A 15,524-nucleotide genomic window follows, 5' to 3' on the forward strand; every position below is an offset into this window, starting at 1 on the left:
TTTGTTCGGTCAACCATTCCGTCAAGGCATGGTTGCCGATGTGTCATGCCAGCGTTTCGGGCCCCGTCTTGCGATGCACATTGGCGGCCAGCACGTGGCCCAGTTCGCCCGGGAAGATCGGCTTGGTGATGACGGATTGGTAACCGGCTTCCTTCGCTGCCTTGAGCCGGATCGGGTCGGCAAATGCCGTCACGGCGATGGCGGGCAGGTCGGTGAAACCGCGTTCGCGCACGGCCCGCACGAGCTGCATGCCGTCCATGCCGGGCATGGCCAGGTCACTGACCAGCGCGTCGAAGGGGTAGGTGGTGGCAGCCGCTTCCTCCAGCGCATCGAGCGCTGCTGCCCCGCTGGATACGGTGACAACGTCGGCGCCATAGCGCTCCAGCATCAGTGCGATCACGCCGAGCGATTCGGGGTTGTCGTCCACCGCCAGCACGCGGATGCCGTCCAGCGTCGGCATGCCCGTGCCCGAGACGAGACCCGGCGTGCGGTTGGCCTGTTCGCCCGGTTGCGCGGCATGCAGGGGCAGCGACACGGCCATGGTGGTGCCACGGTCTGCGCCACTGCTCGCGGCGGTGATGCGGCCGTGATGCAGCTCGACGAGTTGCTTGGCAATCGCCAGCCCCAGGCCGAGCCCACCGTGGAGGCGCGTGCTGGACAGATCCGCCTGCTGGAAGCGGTCAAAGATATGCGGCAGGAAGGCCGGCTCGATGCCGATGCCCGTGTCGCGCACGGTGGCCACCACGCCTTCGGGCGCCGGATGCACCGAAAGCCGGATGTGTCCGCCTTCGGGCGTGAACTTGACGGCGTTGGCCAGCAGGTTCCAGAACACCTGCTTCAGGCGCCCGGCATCGCCTTGCAGCATCGGCACGGGTAGGAATTCGGTGTCGATGGTGATGTTCTTCTGGCGCGCCATGGGCTCGATGGTCTCGCGCGCGCGCTCCAGCACGTCGGCCAGGTCCACGGGGCCGATCTCCAGCGGAACCTTGCCCGAGAGGATGGCCGACATGTCGAGCAGATCGTCGATCAGGTGAACCTGCGTGCGCGCGCTGCGCTCGATGGCTTCAATGCCGCGCTTGAACATCGCTTCATCGTAGGCCCGCATGTTCAGCAGTTGGGCCCAGCCCAGCACCGCATTGAGCGGCGTGCGCAGTTCGTGGCTGACGGTTGCCAGGAAGTCGTCTTTCAGGCGGCTGGCGCGCTCGGCTTCTTCGCGTGCGCGGGATTCGGCTTCGAGCAACTGCGTGCGGCGGGCCTCGGCCTGGCGGCGCTCGCTGATGTCGATCACGGCGTTGGTCAGGCCGATGATCTCGCCGGTGTCGTCGCGCAGCGGCATGACCACCACGTCGTAGACCACGCGCTGCGTGTGGCGCCGGCGGAAGGCGAACTCCACGCGCGTCGGCGTGCCCGTTGCGATGACGCGCTGGCCGGCTTCGGTCAGGCGCGATGCGGCGCGGCGGCCGAACACTTCACGCACCGTCCGCCCCAGCAGCTGTTCGGGCTGCAGGCCGAACACGGGGTTGTGCACCCACGTGAAGTGCATCGTGTTGTCGACGTCGTAGAGCGAAATGGGCGAAGCCTGCAGCGCGGCCAGCAGGCGTTGCTGCGACAGGCGTTGCTGGGTTTCCGCCCGCGCGCGTCGCTCCGCCCCCGCGCGGGCGCGGCGCAACTGCTCGCATAGAGCGCAGATGAGCAACGCGCCCACCCCAAACACCGCCAGCTGGGCCGATGTCAGCGGCACCGCGGCAGGCCAGTTCTGCAGGGTGGCCAGGCCCATGAACAGTCCCGCGTAGCAGACGATGGCGAGGATGCCTGGCCAGAAACCGCCGTACCACGCGGCAATCGTCACCACCGGAAAGGCGAGGTAGAACGGCAGATGGATGCCCATCGCCGATTCGAGCAGCACCCGCCCGATCGTGCCGACCGCGGCTGCACCGATCGCCACCAGCCATGCCGATGGGCGAATGGCCGGTGCCGCGTTGAACCCGCTGGCGCTGAAGGGACCGGGGTCCGCCAGCCGGGCGGGGCCGGCAGCACGTGTATCCGACGGGCGGGACGAGGGGGGCGGAAAGGACGTCACAGTCGGTTGCAGCACCGGGCAGAGAGCAGAGCAGCCAAAGGTGACTCAGGATACGAACTGGTCGCCATCGGTGCCATCGGGGTTTCGCTGACACGCTTGCAAGACAGCGCCCGATTCTTGCTCAGGCCAGCAGTGGCGCGGCCTGGCGGGTTTATCCTCCTGAAGAGGGGTGTCCGGCGGGTTCCGGGTGCGGATCCCGCATGCGGTCGCGCTGCGTCAGCGCGGGGAACAGCCGCATCCAGGCGGCCACCACCAACAGCGTGCCCAGGCCGCCAATCACCACCGAGGCCACGGGCCCCAGCAACCCGGCCAGCATGCCCGACTCGAATTCGCCCAACTGGTTGGACGCGCCCACGAACACGGAATTGACCGCGCTCACGCGGCCGCGCATGGCATCGGGCGTATCGAGCTGCACCAGCGAAGTGCGAATCACCACACTGATCATGTCCGACGCGCCCAGCAGCACCAGCGCGAACATCGACAGCGGCAGCCAGCGCGACACCCCGAATACCAGCGTCGCCAGCCCGAACACGGCCACGGCGGCAAACATCACCCGGCCAACATGCCGATCGAGCGGACGGTGCGCCAGGAAGAGCGCCATGCCCAGCGCCCCCACCGCCGGCGCCGAGCGCAGCAGCCCCAGCCCCCAGGCGCCCGTGCCCAGGATGTCGCGCGCGTAGATCGGCAGCAGCGCCGTCGCACCGCCGAGCAGCACGGCAAACAGGTCGAGCGAGATGGCGCCCAGCACCACCGGCCGCCCCTTGATGAACGCGATGCCGGCAAACAGCGATGCGAGGCTCACCGGCGTGCTGACCGGCACGGCGCGCTCCATCCGCACCAGCGCCAGCAAGACGTGCGCGAGCATAAACAGCCCGGCTGCCGTGGCATACACCACGGGCGCGCCCGCCACGTACAGAAAGCCGCCCAGCGCCGGCCCAAGGATGACGCCGGTCTGCCCGGCCGAGCTGGACAGCGCCACGGCACGCGGCAATGCCTGCGGCGGCACCAGCGTCGGCAACAACGCTTGCAGCGTCGGCGTCTCGAACGCGCGCATTGCGCCAATCACAACCACGCACAGGAAGATGGGCTGCACGCCGGCATGCCCATTCGCTGCGCTGACGGCCAGCGCAAGCGCCACCAACGCCTCGATGGCCTGACAGGCGCGCACGACGTACCGCCGGTCGTAGCGGTCCGCAATATGGCCGGAGGCCAGCACCAGCACCACCGACGGCAGAAACTGCGCCAGCCCGACCAATCCCAGCACATAGGCGCTGCGTGTCAGGTCGTAGATCTGCCAGCCGACGGCCACCCCGAACATCTGATTCGCGAACGTGGTGGACAGCCTGGCGAACCAGAACAGCCGGAAGGCGGGGTAGGAGAACGGCGCATGCGACAGCGTTTGCGCAGATGTGGAAGAGGAAGCGGGGGAAAGACCGGCGTCGCCAGACACGTTGGATGTGCGCCGGAACCCGGCGATCAATGAAGGAAGCGGAAAGGAGGCGTGAAGCGACCGTCATCGTAACGGAAGTCCGCCTTCTGTAGCCGCCCGCACGGGTACGCGGCTTGCGGAATTGCCGGTACATCGTTACAGGAGATTTCATCATGGCTACGCATCGCACCCGGTCGAAGCCGTCGGGGGCCAAATCGGGGGCCAAGTCGGAGGCGAAGTCAAAGCCCCACCGCTGGTCGCACCATGTGATGGAAACCAGCGACGCGCTGGATATCGAGCCCGACATCTTCAAGTCACGCAGCCCCGCGCGGATTGCGGCCTCGCTCAAGGCATCCGCCGAGCACAGCCGGCGGCGCAAGGGGACGGCATTCCAGTCGGCCATGTCAATGCTGACGTTCTATATCAATCGGGCGGGGCACAACCTCAGCGCCGGGCGGCGCCGGATTCTCGAACGTGCCAAGGATGCACTGCGTGCCGACTTTGGCCGCCCGGCGCAGCGCGCGGCCAAGGCCCGGCATTGAGGCAGTGCGGCGCTGGTCAGATGGTCAGCATGACGCTGAGCAGCTGCCGGGCGACGGCCTTGTAGTTGGCTTCGTCGCCTTGTGGCGAATAGGTAGAGAGCGTCTTGCCCCGGTATTTGACGGTCACGATGCCGTTGCGGGTCGAATAGGTGGCCTCGATGCTGCGGCCGCCGCGTTCGATATGAAACGGGATGGTGTCGGCGATCAGGCGCGCGGTGTCGTGCGAGGCCGGCGGTGCCGGCGGCACGGCCGACAGCGGCGAGTATGAAGCGGATGCTTGTTGTTCGGGGTGGCGCATGGCGCCTCCTCTTTGGGGGACACGGGTATCCACGGCAACGCAGGTTCCGTACCAGCTTGGTTTGACGGGGGCCGCACCGTACGGCCGCCCGAAAAGTGGCACATCGGCAGCGGTCACAGCCCCGGGATCGGCGAGGGTTTGACGTCATGCGTCGGTCCGTTGACGGGAATTGTCAGATTTGTAAACGCAATTAACCGCCAGGAATTTTTGGCCCCGTGCAAATCCGGGCTATCAAGGCGCGGGGACAGGTGCCATTCTGGTAAGTGCCATGGCGCGCGCATCGAACCAACCGCATGCACATCGCGCCTCGCAGGCGCCCTGCCGACGTTCCAACCATGCCAACAAGGAGGCGATATGGGTTCCCATACCTACAAGATGATCGAGCTGGTCGGTTCTTCACCCGACTCAAGCGATGCCGCCATTCGCAACGCCATCGCGCGCGCGGGCGAAACGCTCAAGCATCTGGACTGGTTTGAAGTGCTGGAAACACGCGGCCACCTGGTCGACGGCAGGATCGCGCACTGGCAGGTGACGATCAAAGTGGGGATGCGCCTGGAGACGCTGGAGAGCGAAAAGCCCGCCGGCAAGAAGAAGGGCAAATAGCAGGCAAGGAAAAAGGCGGCCAGGATTGCTCCGGCCGCCTTTTTCTTGGGACTGCGCAGCAGCGTTATTGCGTCTGCGTGAAGTCCAGCGCGTTGGTCAGGTCGCCCATCGGCTTGTTGCCGTTGGAGATGAGCGCGGCGTCACGTTGCTTGATACCCGGCAGCGTCGGCAGGTCAAAGCGGTGCGTGATCAGGCGCAGGACCGAAGCCGTGTCGTACTGGGTGTGGTCAACGAAACCCTTCTTGGCGAACGGCGAGACGATGATCGCCGGGATACGCGTGCCCGGGCCCCAGCGGTCGGCCTTCGGCACCGTGGCGTGGTCGTAGAAGCCACCGTTTTCGTCATACGTCACGACGATCACCATGTTCTTCCACTGCGGGCTCTTCTGCAGCTGGGCGATCACGTTGGCGATGTGCGCGTCGCCGTCGGTCACGTTGGCGTAGCCCGGGTGCTGGTTCAGGTTGCCTTGCGGCTTGTAGAACGTGACGGCGGGCAGCTTGCCTGCGGCGGCGTCTTGCAGGAACGCAGCGTCGTAGTCGCGCAGGTGGGCGGCACGCTCAGCGGCGCCGGTGCTCGTGGCCGGGTCGAAGCGGCTGAAGTAGTTGAACGGCTGGTGGTGCGGCTGGAACTGGATCGAACCGCTGTAGATCACGCTGCGCGTAGCGTTCGGGGCGTCGGCGATGGCCGCGTTCCAGGCGCCGGCGTACCAGGCCCAGTCCACACCGCGGGCGGTCAGCAGGTCGCCGATGTTGGTGGTCGACTGCGTCGGCATCGTCGATGCCTTGGTCGGGTCGGCATAGGCTGCGTTGCCGCTGGCGACGGCGTTGCCCGACGGCTGGTACGGCGGCTGCATCGTGTTGACGGCGTACGCGTTGCCGCTGCTGTCGACCGGCGTCAGGCTGCCGTCCTTCGTGGCGTTGCCATCGTCGGCAGCGCCTGCGTATGAGGTCGGCGCGCCGGCCATCACCGAGCTTGCCGCCGGGATGAGCGTCGGGCTGCCGTCTGCATTCGTCTTGACGTTGGCGATGCTGCCCTTGGCCGGCGAGGTGGCGGCGTTCGGGTAGATCGGTGCGCACGCGCAGATCAGGTATTGGTGGTTCAGGAACGAACCGCCGAACGCGCCCATGAAGAAGTTGTCTGCCAGCGTGTATTGCTTGGCGATGTTCCACATGGCCATCTTGCTGCCGTCGTAGTAGCCCATCGTCAGGCCACCGGCATCGGCAAAGGCGGCGAACTTGTCGTTCTTGCCGCCGTTGATCTGCATCTGGTTCTGATAGAAGCGGTGCCACAGGTCACGCGTGATGACGTTCTGGCCGACCACCGTGCCCGTGCTGCCGAAGCCCGAGGCGCTGTCGATCTGGAACATCTGATTGGGCATGTTGGCGGTGGACGCCTGCGTGATCTGCACGCTTTGGCCGCCTGCGGTCACGCCACCCCAGGTGGGCGGCAGCGTCGGCAGCACGGAGCCGTCGAAATCCTTCTGCGCAACGGCAGTGCCCGTCGAAGTCGGGTTCACACCGGGGATGCCGTTTGCACCCGGGAACAGGCCGTACAGGTTGTCGAAGCCGCGGTTTTCTGCGTAGATCACCACGATCGTCTTGACGTTGTTGGTCAGCGCCATGCGCTTGGCCACGCCGTCGCGAATCGTCTTGCCGAAGTCGCCGCCGTTGGCCACGGCATCGGCGATCAGCGCGATCGCCTGCTCGATTTCAGCCTGCAGCGCCGCCTTGGTGCCGGCGTCGGTTTCCTTGTTGTGGTCTTCCAGCAGCTTGTCGATCGTCACGCCCAGGCGCGCGGCGAGTGCTGTCTTGGCAGCGTTGATGTCGCCGCCGTTGCTGTCCATCAGGGCAGCCAATTCAGTCGAGATTGCGCTGACAACGGCGTTGGCACCGGCCGGTGCGCGGAACACCAGCGGCTGCGTGATGGCCGTGCGGGCACCGGTGTCCGGGTCATTGCGGAACGCGTCCGTGCCGATTTCCACCGTGATCGCGCCCGTGCCCGGCAGCGTGTACGCGCCGTTTTTGTCGGTGCGCGTGCTGGCCTCACCGGCATCGCACTTGCCATTGTTGTTGGCGTCGATGCACACCTTGGCATTCTCGAAGTAGCTGCCCGTCACCACGCCCGAGGTGGACGCGGAGGCACTGCTGTTCGAGTCACTGCCACCACAGGCAGACATGCTGGCCGCGACCAACGCGGTCAGCGGCAGAAGACGAAGCGCTCGGCTCATGATTTCCCTGGATTGTTGTGTGGGGGACGAAAGCGAGCCGGAGTCTGTGCTTCGTGTGTGACAAGTTGATGATGAAAACGCAGGCGTGGAGCGCATTTCGCTCCAGTTCAGCGCGAGCACCATCGTCAGGATGAGCAGGGGCACCACCGAACGTTTGAAGACATTTGCCACCATGGGGCTTCTCCAAGGGCTGACGTGACACGCGTTTGACGACATCAAAGTGTCATGGGCGCCATGCTAAGTTGCAAGGCTCCCGAAATGTCGTCCGTCGAAAATGCCTCGTCTCCTCCCCGCTGCAACGTTTCGCATGATCGCTGTTTCGGCGCTTGCCGGGGCGGTCGTCGGGTTGAGCGGCTGCGGGCGAGGGGAGCCGGCGGCAGCCCATGCTGCGACCATGGCGGCGTCTGCATCGGCCGCTGCGGCGCCGGCAGCGGCACCCGCAGCAGCAACGGCCGGCAAGCCAGCGGCGGCGCCGGCCTACGAAAAAGCCTTCTACACGATGATGGCAACGCGCCGCCCGTCGGTGCCCGGGATGACGGCGCTGGGCAAGGCGTTGTTCTTCGATCCGGCCCTGTCGGCCTCGGGCAAGCAGGCCTGCGCGAGCTGCCATAGCCCGACGCACGCCTATGGCCCGCCGAACGATCTGTCGGTGCAGCTTGGTGGCACGGGCATGAACAAAACGGGCGTGCGTGCCGCGCCGTCATTGCGCTATCTCCAGAACGTTCCTGCATTCACCGAGCATTTCTACGAGAACGACGGCAACGATTCGGAAGACCAGGGCCCGACTGGCGGCTACACCTGGGACGGCCGTGTGTCGTCCACGCACGACCAGGCGCGCATCCCGCTGCTGTCGGGGCACGAGATGGCCAATGGCACGCAGGCCGCCGTGGTGGCCAAGCTGCGCAATGGCCGCCACGCGCAGACGTTCCGCCAGGTATTCGGCAACGACATCCTCGACAACGAAGACACGGCCTTCCGCGCGGCGCTGATGGCGCTCGAAGTCTTCCAGCAAACGCCCGCCGAGTTTTATCCGTACGACAGCAAGTACGACGCGTTTTTGCGCAAGCAGGTGAAGCTGTCGCCGCAGGAGATGCGCGGCCTGCAGGTGTTTGCCGATCCCGCCAAGGGCAACTGCGCCTCGTGCCACGTGAGCGCCATCAAGCAGGACGGGGCGTTCCCGGCCTTTACCGATTTCGGCCATATTGCCGTGGGCGTTCCACGCAATCGCACGCTGGCCGCCAATGCGGATCCCACGTTCTTCGACCTCGGCCTGTGCGGCCCCGACCGGACCGATCTGAAAGACCGCGCCGACTATTGCGGCCGTTTCCGCACGCCTTCGCTGCGCAACGTGGCACTGCGCAAGACGTTCTTCCACAACGGTGCCATCCATTCGCTGGAAGATGCGGTGCGCTTCTACGCCCAGCGCGACACGCAGCCGCAGAAGTGGTACCCGCGCAAGGCCGACGGCACGGTCGACAAGTTCGACGATCTGCCCGCCCAATACCGCGCCAACGTCAACATGGAACCGCCGTTCGGGGGCAAGCCCGGCGACAGGCCCGTGCTGTCCGAGGCCGACGTGCGCGATATCGTCGCCTTCCTCAAGACGCTCACCGACGGCTACCGCCCCGTGCGGACCTCGCAATCCGGCGCCCAAGGCGGCAGCCGCGTTGCGCAGCGCTAAGCGTCCGCAGCGGCCTTGTGCGGCCCGTTTGTTGCAACACCTTGCGGGGGATTCGCGCAAGGCCGCGCGTGCGCTGCGGTTATCATCGGCGGATCGTCTTTCTGCTGTCTTCCACTTCCCGCTATGACCTGGCTTGCTGACCCGTCCATCTGGATCGGGCTGTTTACCCTGGTGGTGCTCGAGATCGTTCTCGGCATCGACAACCTTGTTTTCATCGCCATCCTGGTCAACAAGCTGCCGCCAGCGCTGCGCGACCGTGCCCGGATGATCGGTCTTGGCCTGGCGTTGCTGATGCGCATGGTGCTGCTGGCGGCCATGTCGTGGCTGATCGGGCTGACCAAGCCGTTGCTCACGCTGGGGCCAGTCGACCTGTCGGGCCGATCGATCATCCTGCTGCTGGGTGGATTCTTCCTGCTGTTCAAGGCCACGTCCGAGCTGCATGAGCGTCTGGACGGCCAGCCGCAGGACGAAAGCCACGGCAGCGGTCACGGCAAGTTCTGGAACGTGATCGCGCAGGTGGTGATTCTCGATGCGGTGTTTTCCATCGACTCTGTCATCACCGCCGTGGGCATGGTCAACGATCTGCCGGTGATGATGGCCGCCGTGGTGATCGCCATGGGCGCCATGCTGTTTGCCTCGCGCCCGCTGACGGAGTTCGTCAACGCGCATCGCACGGTGGTGGTGCTGTGCCTGAGCTTCCTGCTGATGATCGGCTTTTCGCTCGTTGCGGAGGGCCTGGGCTTTCATATTCCGAAGGGCTATCTGTACGCCGCCATCGGCTTCTCGATCCTGATCGAGTTCTTCAACCAGGTGGCCCAGCGCAATACCGTGCGTTACGAGCGTCGCCGCCCGCTGCGCGAGCGCACCGCCGATGCCGTGCTCAGCCTGCTGGGCGAGCGTCGCGGCGCGCCGGCGGAGTCCGAATCGCACGAGGCGGTTTCGCACGAGGCCGGCCAGCCCGTGCCCGAAGCTGTGTTCCGCCCGGAAGAGCGCAGCATGGTCAGCGGCGTGCTCGACCTGGCCGAGCGTTCGGTGCGTTCGATCATGACGCCGCGCCACGATATTTCGTGGGTGGATCTGGACGCCGACGCGGCCGTCACGCGCAAGCTGCTGCTGGCCGTGCCGCACAACCAGTTTCCGGTGTGCCGCGGCGGGCTGGACGACCTGGTGGGCGTGGCCCGCGCCAAAGACCTGATGGGCGATCTCGACACGCGCGGCGCCATCGACGTAGACCGCAGCGTCAAGCCCGCACTCAAGGTGTCGGACAACATCGGCATCCTGCGCCTGATGGATCAGCTCAAGCGTGCGCGCGGGCGCATGCTGGTGGTGACGGATCCGCTGGACGTGGTGCAGGGCGTGGTGACACCCATTGACGTGCTCGAAGCCATTGCGGGCGAATTCCCCGATGAAGACGAACGCCCCGGCGTGGTGGAAGTCAACGATGGCTGTTGGGAGGTCGCTGGCGAGGCCGACCTGCGCCAGCTCGAAGATGTGCTGCACGTCGACTGGCTGCTCGACGAAGGCGGCGGCGCCACGAGCCTGGGCGGTTATCTCTTCAACCAGTGGGACCGGCTGCCCGAAGTGGGCGACACGCTGGTGCGGCACGACCTCCGTTTCCAGATTCTCGAAGCCGCCAGCCGCCGCATCGTGCGCGTGCGCATCGAGCGCATGGAAGACGTGACGGCACCCGAGGCGGAAGCCTAAGCCTCGGACGTCGTCGATGTGGCCGGCCTGGGCGCGCGCGCCAGACCCAGGCTGAGCACACCCGTCAGCACGCACGCAATGCCGCCGATCTGGCGCGTGCTGACGGCCTCGCCGAGCAGCGCGGCGGCAAACACCACGGCTGCCACGGGCGCCAGCGCGGTGAACAACGATGCTTCCGCACCGCTCACGCGCGCGGCCCCGGCGTACCACAGCACGAAACCGCCCACTGTCGGCACGATGGCGTAGTACGCCACTGCCATCAGCGCGTGCGTTGTCTGCGCCGATGCATGCAACTGCCACGGCGCTTCCCACAGCGCGGGCGCCAGCGCCGTCAGCAAACCGAACGCACTCATCAATGCCGACAACGCCAGCGGCGGTACCGGCGTGCGCAGCCGCTTGTTGAGCAGGATGAAGAGCCCCTCGCACACCACGGCGCCCATCACAAGCAGGTTGCCAAGCAGCGGATGTGCCGCGTCGCCGCGCGGTTGCAGGGCGATGGTCAGCACGCCGGCGGTGGCCAGCCCAATCGCCCCCAGCACCGCGCGGCCGGGCCGTTCGCCCAGCAGCACGATCGCAATGAGCGCCGACATGACCGGCAGCGTCCCGATGATGACGCCCGCGTCTGCGGCAGACGTGTGCCGCAGGCCCGAAATGAGCAGCGTCGTATAGCCCACGCTGCCGGCTGCCGCCTGCAGGAAGAGCAGCACCCAGTCGCGGCGTGCAAGCACGGGCCAGCGCGAACGGGTCATGCGCATGATGACGAGGAACATCGGCAGTGCCATCGCAAAGCGCAGCGCCGTCGCCGTAAAGGGCGGCAAGCCCGCCGCGATGATCTTGCTGGCCGCTACGGTGCTGCCCACCAGCACCATCGTGAGGGCAAGGTAGAGACAACCTTCAAGTCGTCCGGACAGTTTTGGCATATCGCATCCTGCGTGTGTGTGGAGGTCGCAGGATGGGCGCACGCGATGCGCGCGTCTTGAACGAAATTGCAGCGGGGCGGGAAGATGCGCCTAGCGCGCCGCCGCCACCATGCCCGGCGATACGCCGTACTTGCGCACGAACTGCCGCGTCATATGGCTTTGATCGGCAAAGCCGCAAGCGGCCGCCACGTCCGCCAACGGCTCGCCTTGGGCGATCAGCCGACGCGCCAGGGCCACGCGACGCTGCACCTGATAGGCGTGGGGCGTGAGGCCCGTGACGCGGGCAAAGCCGCGCAATACCTGGAAGCGGCTCAGGCCGGTCTCGCGCGCGAGGTCTAGCAGGGAGATGGGCGCGGCCGGGTCATCGTCGATGCGCGTGCGGGCGAGCCGGATGGCATCGGGGGCTGCGTCGCCGTGTTTGCTGGTCGCCCGGTTTGCGGGATGCAGCGCGTCCGCCAGTACGGACAGCAGCAACTGCTCGCGCAGCAGGGCGTCGTCTCGGGCGGCGGGCATCGTCATCTGCGCAAACAGCAGGCGCACGCGCGGTGCGAGAGTGGCGTCGCGGATGACAGGGCGGTCAAACTCGGCGTCGCCGTAGTGGCCGGGGTGCAGATCCGTCGCCATGTCGGCGACCACGCCGGGGTCAAGGTAAAGCATGCGCCACGCGCGCCCGCCATCACCGATAGGTGTTCCATCGTGCACTTCGAATGGATTGACGGTGATGACGTCGCCCGCGCCGGCTTCCACGGTGCCGCGTCCGCTGAACGACTTCTGCGCCCCGCGATCGACGATGCCGATGCCGAACTGGCCGTGCGTGTGGCGCGGAAAAGCGTGGCCGGAATCGGCGGCGACGGCTTCCACGCCGCGCATGGCGCAGCGGTGCATCGAGAACGCGAGGTTGGCCGGCCGGTTGGACAAGGGCGGTTCCTTGTGAGGGAATGCGCGAATCTGTGCTCTGTGGAGGTGCAGCGTGGCAGCAGCATACGCTTTCTTCGCATTTCGCTCATTTTTTGCGCACGGGCGGTTGGTATGCTGCGGTTTTCTGCGGCAATGCGCCCGGTAAGATGGCGCCGTGCCTGCCGCTGGCCAGGCCGGGAGCCGCGCCCGCCGGCGGCGCCCCGCAGCCCTGACTGATCCATGCGCCCGTCTTTCGGTATCACCTCCAAGCTGTTCGTTGCGTTGTTCATGCTGAGCATCGTCGTTGCGCTCGCCATGGGCGCGGCGGTGCGCTGGCGGTTCGACGCCAACTTTCTCGACTACGTGAACGCACGCGAGGCTGAGCGCATGGCCTCGCTCGCGCAAGGCGTGGAGGCGGGCTACGCGCAGCACGGCAGCTGGGATTTCCTGCGCGACGATCGCATGGCGTGGTTCCGCCTGCTGCGCCGCGAAGGCGCGCGGGCACGCGCCAACGGCATGGGCGGTGACCGCTTCGACCTGCCGCCAGGCCACCGCTTCGATCCGCTCCCGCCCGGCATGGACAAAGACGCGCCGCCGCCCGGGCCGCCCACTGCAGGCCGCATGCCGCCGCACCCGCCCGGCGAGCCGCCGATCCCACACTCGCCGGTCTGGCTGCTTGATGCCCAGCGCAACGTCATCATTGGCGACGGGCCGCCGCTGGGCCCCAATGCGCGCTGGCAGGAATTGCGCCGCAACGGCCAGACCGTCGGCTGGCTGGCGATGCCGCCGCGCGTGCACGTGCCCGAAGGCGCCGACCAGGCCTTCCAGGCGCAGCAGCTGCGCGCTACGTGGATCATCGCCGGGCTGTCGGTCCTGCTGGCGGCGCTGGTGGCGGTGCTGCTCGCACGGGGTCTGCTGGCCCCGATGCGTCGCCTGACGGATGCCGCGCGCCGCATGGCCGACGGCGACTACGCCACCCGCGTCGACGTCCATTCGCGCGATGAACTCGGCGAGCTGGCGGCGGATTTCAATCACCTTGCCGCGTCGCTGGAGGCCAACCAGAAGATGCGTCGTCAGCTCACGGCCGATATCTCGCATGAACTGCGCACGCCGCTGGCCGTGCTGCGCGGCGAACTCGAAGCCCTGGAAGACGGCGTGCGCCCATTGACCGCTACGTCGCTCGCGTCATTGCAGGCCGAGGTGTCGACGCTCAGCAAGCTCATCGACGACTTGTATGAGCTTTCGCTGGCCGACGTGGGTGCGCTCGCCTTTCACATGGAGCCGCTCGACCTGGCCGACACCGTGTGCAGCGCCGTGCAAGGCTTCACGCCGCGCCTGATGGAAAAGGGCATCGCGCTGCAGCTGGACGTGCCAGCCGCGCCGTCGCATGCCACGATGGTCAACGGCGACCCGCAGCGCCTGCGGCAGGTCATGCAGAACCTGCTGGAAAACACGCTGCGCTATACCGACGCGGGCGGCACGCTGCGCGTGCACGTCCATCAGGAGGGCGGCTGGCAGCAGATCGACGTGCAGGACAGCGCGCCGGGCGTGCCCGAGGCAATGCTGCCGCGCATCTTCGACCGACTGTTCCGTGTGGATGCGTCTCGCAGCCGGGCGCAGGGCGGGGCCGGCCTGGGCCTGAGCCTGTGCCAGACCATCGTCGCCGCGCATGGCGGCACCATTGAAGCCAGACATTCGCCGTTGGGCGGGCTGTGGATCGCCATTCGCCTGCCTGTTCTTGATGTGCTTGATCCGCTAGCCGACCATGATTCTGATCATTGAAGACGAACCCAAGCTGGCTGCATTGATGACCGACTATCTGCGCGCCGCTCACTACGAGACCGAGTGGCTGGCAGATGGCGCGCACGCGACGCAGCGCGTTCGCGAGACGGCGCCCGAACTCGTGCTGCTCGACCTGATGCTGCCCGGCAAGGACGGCCTGGAAATCTGCCGGGAGGTGCGTGCCTTCAGCGAGGTGCCCATCGTCATGGTGACGGCGCGCGTAGAAGAAATCGATCGCCTGCTCGGACTCGAACTGGGTGCCGACGACTACGTCTGCAAGCCCTTCAGCCCGCGCGAACTCGTGGCGCGCATCAAGACCATCCTGCGCCGTGTGCAGCGCGGCGGCGGCGTGCCGGAAAGCGCGCTGCAGATCGACAGTGCCGCCTATGCCGCCACGCTGCGCGGGCAGCGCCTTGACCTCACCCCGGTGGAGTTCCGCCTGCTGGCGGCGCTGGCCGCTGCGCCGGGCCGGATCCTGTCGCGCTCGCACCTGCTCGAGCAGATCTACGACGATCACCGCATCGTGACCGACCGCACCGTCGATACCCACATCAAGAACCTGCGTCGCAAGATGGAGCAGGTGAGCCCGGGCACCGACCTGATCCATTCCGTCTATGGCGTGGGTTACCGGCTCGACGCCTGAGGTTCAAGAAAACTCCACGGTTCGCCCACTTTTCATGCAGGGTCGGTGGCTACAGTAAGCGTATGGCTGGCGTGTCCGGCCGACGTTCTTATCAGGAGCTTCTTCATGACCGCTGTGATTTCCCGCCGCCTGGCCGCTGTTGCTGCCGGGCTCGTTCTTTCATGTGCCGCGATGGCCCAGACTGCTGCACCGGGCGCGGCTCCGCTCTCACCGATGCCCCCGCATGGCGCCGGCATGATGGGGCCCGGCCCTGGGTTCGGACCGGGCGGCCCAGGCGGCCCAGGCCACCCCCGTGGCATGGGCCCGCATCATGGCGGCGCGCCTTTCCTGCGCGGGCTGGCCTTGAGCGAAGAGCAGCGCGACAAGATCTTTGCCATCGAATATGCCCAGATGCCGGAAGCGCGCGAGCAGCGCAAGGCGATCGAGCACGCCCGGCGCGAGCTGCATCAGATGGTGGCTGCCGGCCAGTATGACGAAGCGCGTGCCCGCAGCCTGACAGAATCGCTCGGCCGCGCCGTGGCCCGTGAAGCGCAACTGCGTGCGCAGGCCGGTGCCAAGGTCATGCAGGTGCTCACGCCTGAACAGCGCAAGCAGATCGCCGATCGCGAGGCCCAGCGTGTGGCCGGACTCCCACCGGAGCACGACGAAGGTGCGCCGATGCCGGGACTGGCGGCGATGTAACGTCAGGCGCGATCGGCGATCGGCGAGCTGCTCTGGA

Annotated in this window: 13 protein-coding genes; 7 read left to right on the top strand and 6 right to left on the bottom strand. The window is 66.8% G+C overall.

Annotation, left to right across the window (positions count from 1 at the left end):
- Positions 1-43 precede the first annotated feature (43 nt).
- A complete protein-coding gene (locus tag R2676_RS06760) occupies positions 44-1,939 on the bottom strand; it encodes an ATP-binding protein (protein ID WP_316856927.1) in 1,896 nt (631 codons plus the stop codon).
- Between the two features lie 292 nt (positions 1,940-2,231).
- Positions 2,232-3,530, bottom strand: coding sequence for an MFS transporter (locus R2676_RS06765; protein ID WP_206273518.1), 1,299 nt, complete (start codon positions 3,528-3,530; stop codon positions 2,232-2,234).
- 152 nt (positions 3,531-3,682) lie between these two features.
- Between R2676_RS06765 and R2676_RS06770 the strand changes: the two genes are divergently transcribed.
- A complete protein-coding gene (locus tag R2676_RS06770) occupies positions 3,683-4,051 on the top strand; it encodes a DUF3175 domain-containing protein (RefSeq protein ID WP_206273517.1) in 369 nt (122 codons plus the stop codon).
- Positions 4,052-4,067: 16 nt separating this feature from the next.
- Here R2676_RS06770 and R2676_RS06775 read toward each other — a convergent pair whose 3' ends face one another.
- On the bottom strand, positions 4,068-4,349 hold the full coding sequence (locus R2676_RS06775) for a hypothetical protein (protein ID WP_206273659.1): 282 nt from the start codon (positions 4,347-4,349) through the stop codon (positions 4,068-4,070).
- Between the two features lie 354 nt (positions 4,350-4,703).
- Here R2676_RS06775 and R2676_RS06780 point away from each other — a divergent pair, with 354 nt between their 5' ends.
- Entirely contained in the window at positions 4,704-4,952 is a 249-nt protein-coding gene (locus R2676_RS06780; protein WP_027679112.1) for a dodecin, read from the top strand.
- 64 nt (positions 4,953-5,016) lie between these two features.
- On the opposite strand, the gene acpA is transcribed toward R2676_RS06780, so the two are convergent.
- Complete coding sequence (acpA, locus tag R2676_RS06785; RefSeq protein ID WP_206273658.1) at positions 5,017-7,179, bottom strand: acid phosphatase; 2,163 nt, start codon at positions 7,177-7,179, stop codon at positions 5,017-5,019.
- 274 nt (positions 7,180-7,453) lie between these two features.
- Here acpA and R2676_RS06790 point away from each other — a divergent pair, with 274 nt between their 5' ends.
- A complete protein-coding gene (locus R2676_RS06790; RefSeq protein WP_206273516.1) occupies positions 7,454-8,860 on the top strand; it encodes a cytochrome-c peroxidase in 1,407 nt (468 codons plus the stop codon).
- A gap of 123 nt (positions 8,861-8,983) precedes the next feature.
- Entirely contained in the window at positions 8,984-10,564 is a 1,581-nt protein-coding gene (locus tag R2676_RS06795) for a TerC family protein (protein ID WP_206273515.1), read from the top strand.
- On the opposite strand, the gene R2676_RS06800 is transcribed toward R2676_RS06795, so the two are convergent.
- Positions 10,561-11,484: a DMT family transporter gene (locus tag R2676_RS06800; RefSeq protein ID WP_206273514.1), complete on the bottom strand. Its 924-nt coding sequence runs from the start codon at positions 11,482-11,484 to the stop codon at positions 10,561-10,563. The genes R2676_RS06795 and R2676_RS06800 overlap by 4 nt on opposite strands.
- Positions 11,485-11,574: 90 nt before the next feature.
- Positions 11,575-12,354, bottom strand: coding sequence for an AraC family transcriptional regulator (locus tag R2676_RS06805; RefSeq protein WP_206273657.1), 780 nt, complete (start codon positions 12,352-12,354; stop codon positions 11,575-11,577).
- Between the two features lie 267 nt (positions 12,355-12,621).
- Between R2676_RS06805 and R2676_RS06810 the strand changes: the two genes are divergently transcribed.
- From R2676_RS06810 to R2676_RS06820, 3 genes are all read left to right on the top strand, one after another.
- Positions 12,622-14,163, top strand: a complete 1,542-nt coding sequence (locus R2676_RS06810; RefSeq protein ID WP_206273513.1) for an ATP-binding protein — start codon at positions 12,622-12,624, stop codon at positions 14,161-14,163.
- Positions 14,147-14,806, top strand: coding sequence for a response regulator (locus R2676_RS06815; RefSeq protein ID WP_206273512.1), 660 nt, complete (start codon positions 14,147-14,149; stop codon positions 14,804-14,806). Before R2676_RS06810 ends, R2676_RS06815 begins: the two co-directional genes overlap by 17 nt.
- Before the next feature lie 105 nt (positions 14,807-14,911).
- Positions 14,912-15,487, top strand: a complete 576-nt coding sequence (locus tag R2676_RS06820) for a Spy/CpxP family protein refolding chaperone (protein WP_206273511.1) — start codon at positions 14,912-14,914, stop codon at positions 15,485-15,487.
- Positions 15,488-15,524 lie beyond the last annotated feature (37 nt).

The organism is Ralstonia flatus (genome assembly GCF_958439105.1).
Lineage (GTDB): Bacteria > Pseudomonadota > Gammaproteobacteria > Burkholderiales > Burkholderiaceae > Ralstonia > Ralstonia flatus.

Bases quoted from the DNA above. Each gene is read 5' to 3' on its own strand.
- R2676_RS06820 (WP_206273511.1), top strand. From the start codon at position 14,912: ATGACCGCTGTGATTTCCCGCCGCCTGGCCGCTGTTGCTGCCGGGCTC.
- R2676_RS06795 (WP_206273515.1), top strand. From the start codon at position 8,984: ATGACCTGGCTTGCTGACCCGTCCATCTGGATCGGGCTGTTTACCCTG.
- R2676_RS06810 (WP_206273513.1), top strand. From the start codon at position 12,622: ATGCGCCCGTCTTTCGGTATCACCTCCAAGCTGTTCGTTGCGTTGTTC.
- acpA (WP_206273658.1), bottom strand. From the start codon at position 7,179: ATGAGCCGAGCGCTTCGTCTTCTGCCGCTGACCGCGTTGGTCGCGGCC.
- R2676_RS06775 (WP_206273659.1), bottom strand. From the start codon at position 4,349: ATGCGCCACCCCGAACAACAAGCATCCGCTTCATACTCGCCGCTGTCG.
- R2676_RS06800 (WP_206273514.1), bottom strand. From the start codon at position 11,484: ATGCCAAAACTGTCCGGACGACTTGAAGGTTGTCTCTACCTTGCCCTC.
- R2676_RS06770 (WP_206273517.1), top strand. From the start codon at position 3,683: ATGGCTACGCATCGCACCCGGTCGAAGCCGTCGGGGGCCAAATCGGGG.
- R2676_RS06790 (WP_206273516.1), top strand. From the start codon at position 7,454: ATGCCTCGTCTCCTCCCCGCTGCAACGTTTCGCATGATCGCTGTTTCG.
- R2676_RS06815 (WP_206273512.1), top strand. From the start codon at position 14,147: ATGATTCTGATCATTGAAGACGAACCCAAGCTGGCTGCATTGATGACC.
- R2676_RS06780 (WP_027679112.1), top strand. From the start codon at position 4,704: ATGGGTTCCCATACCTACAAGATGATCGAGCTGGTCGGTTCTTCACCC.
- R2676_RS06805 (WP_206273657.1), bottom strand. From the start codon at position 12,354: ATGCGCGGCGTGGAAGCCGTCGCCGCCGATTCCGGCCACGCTTTTCCG.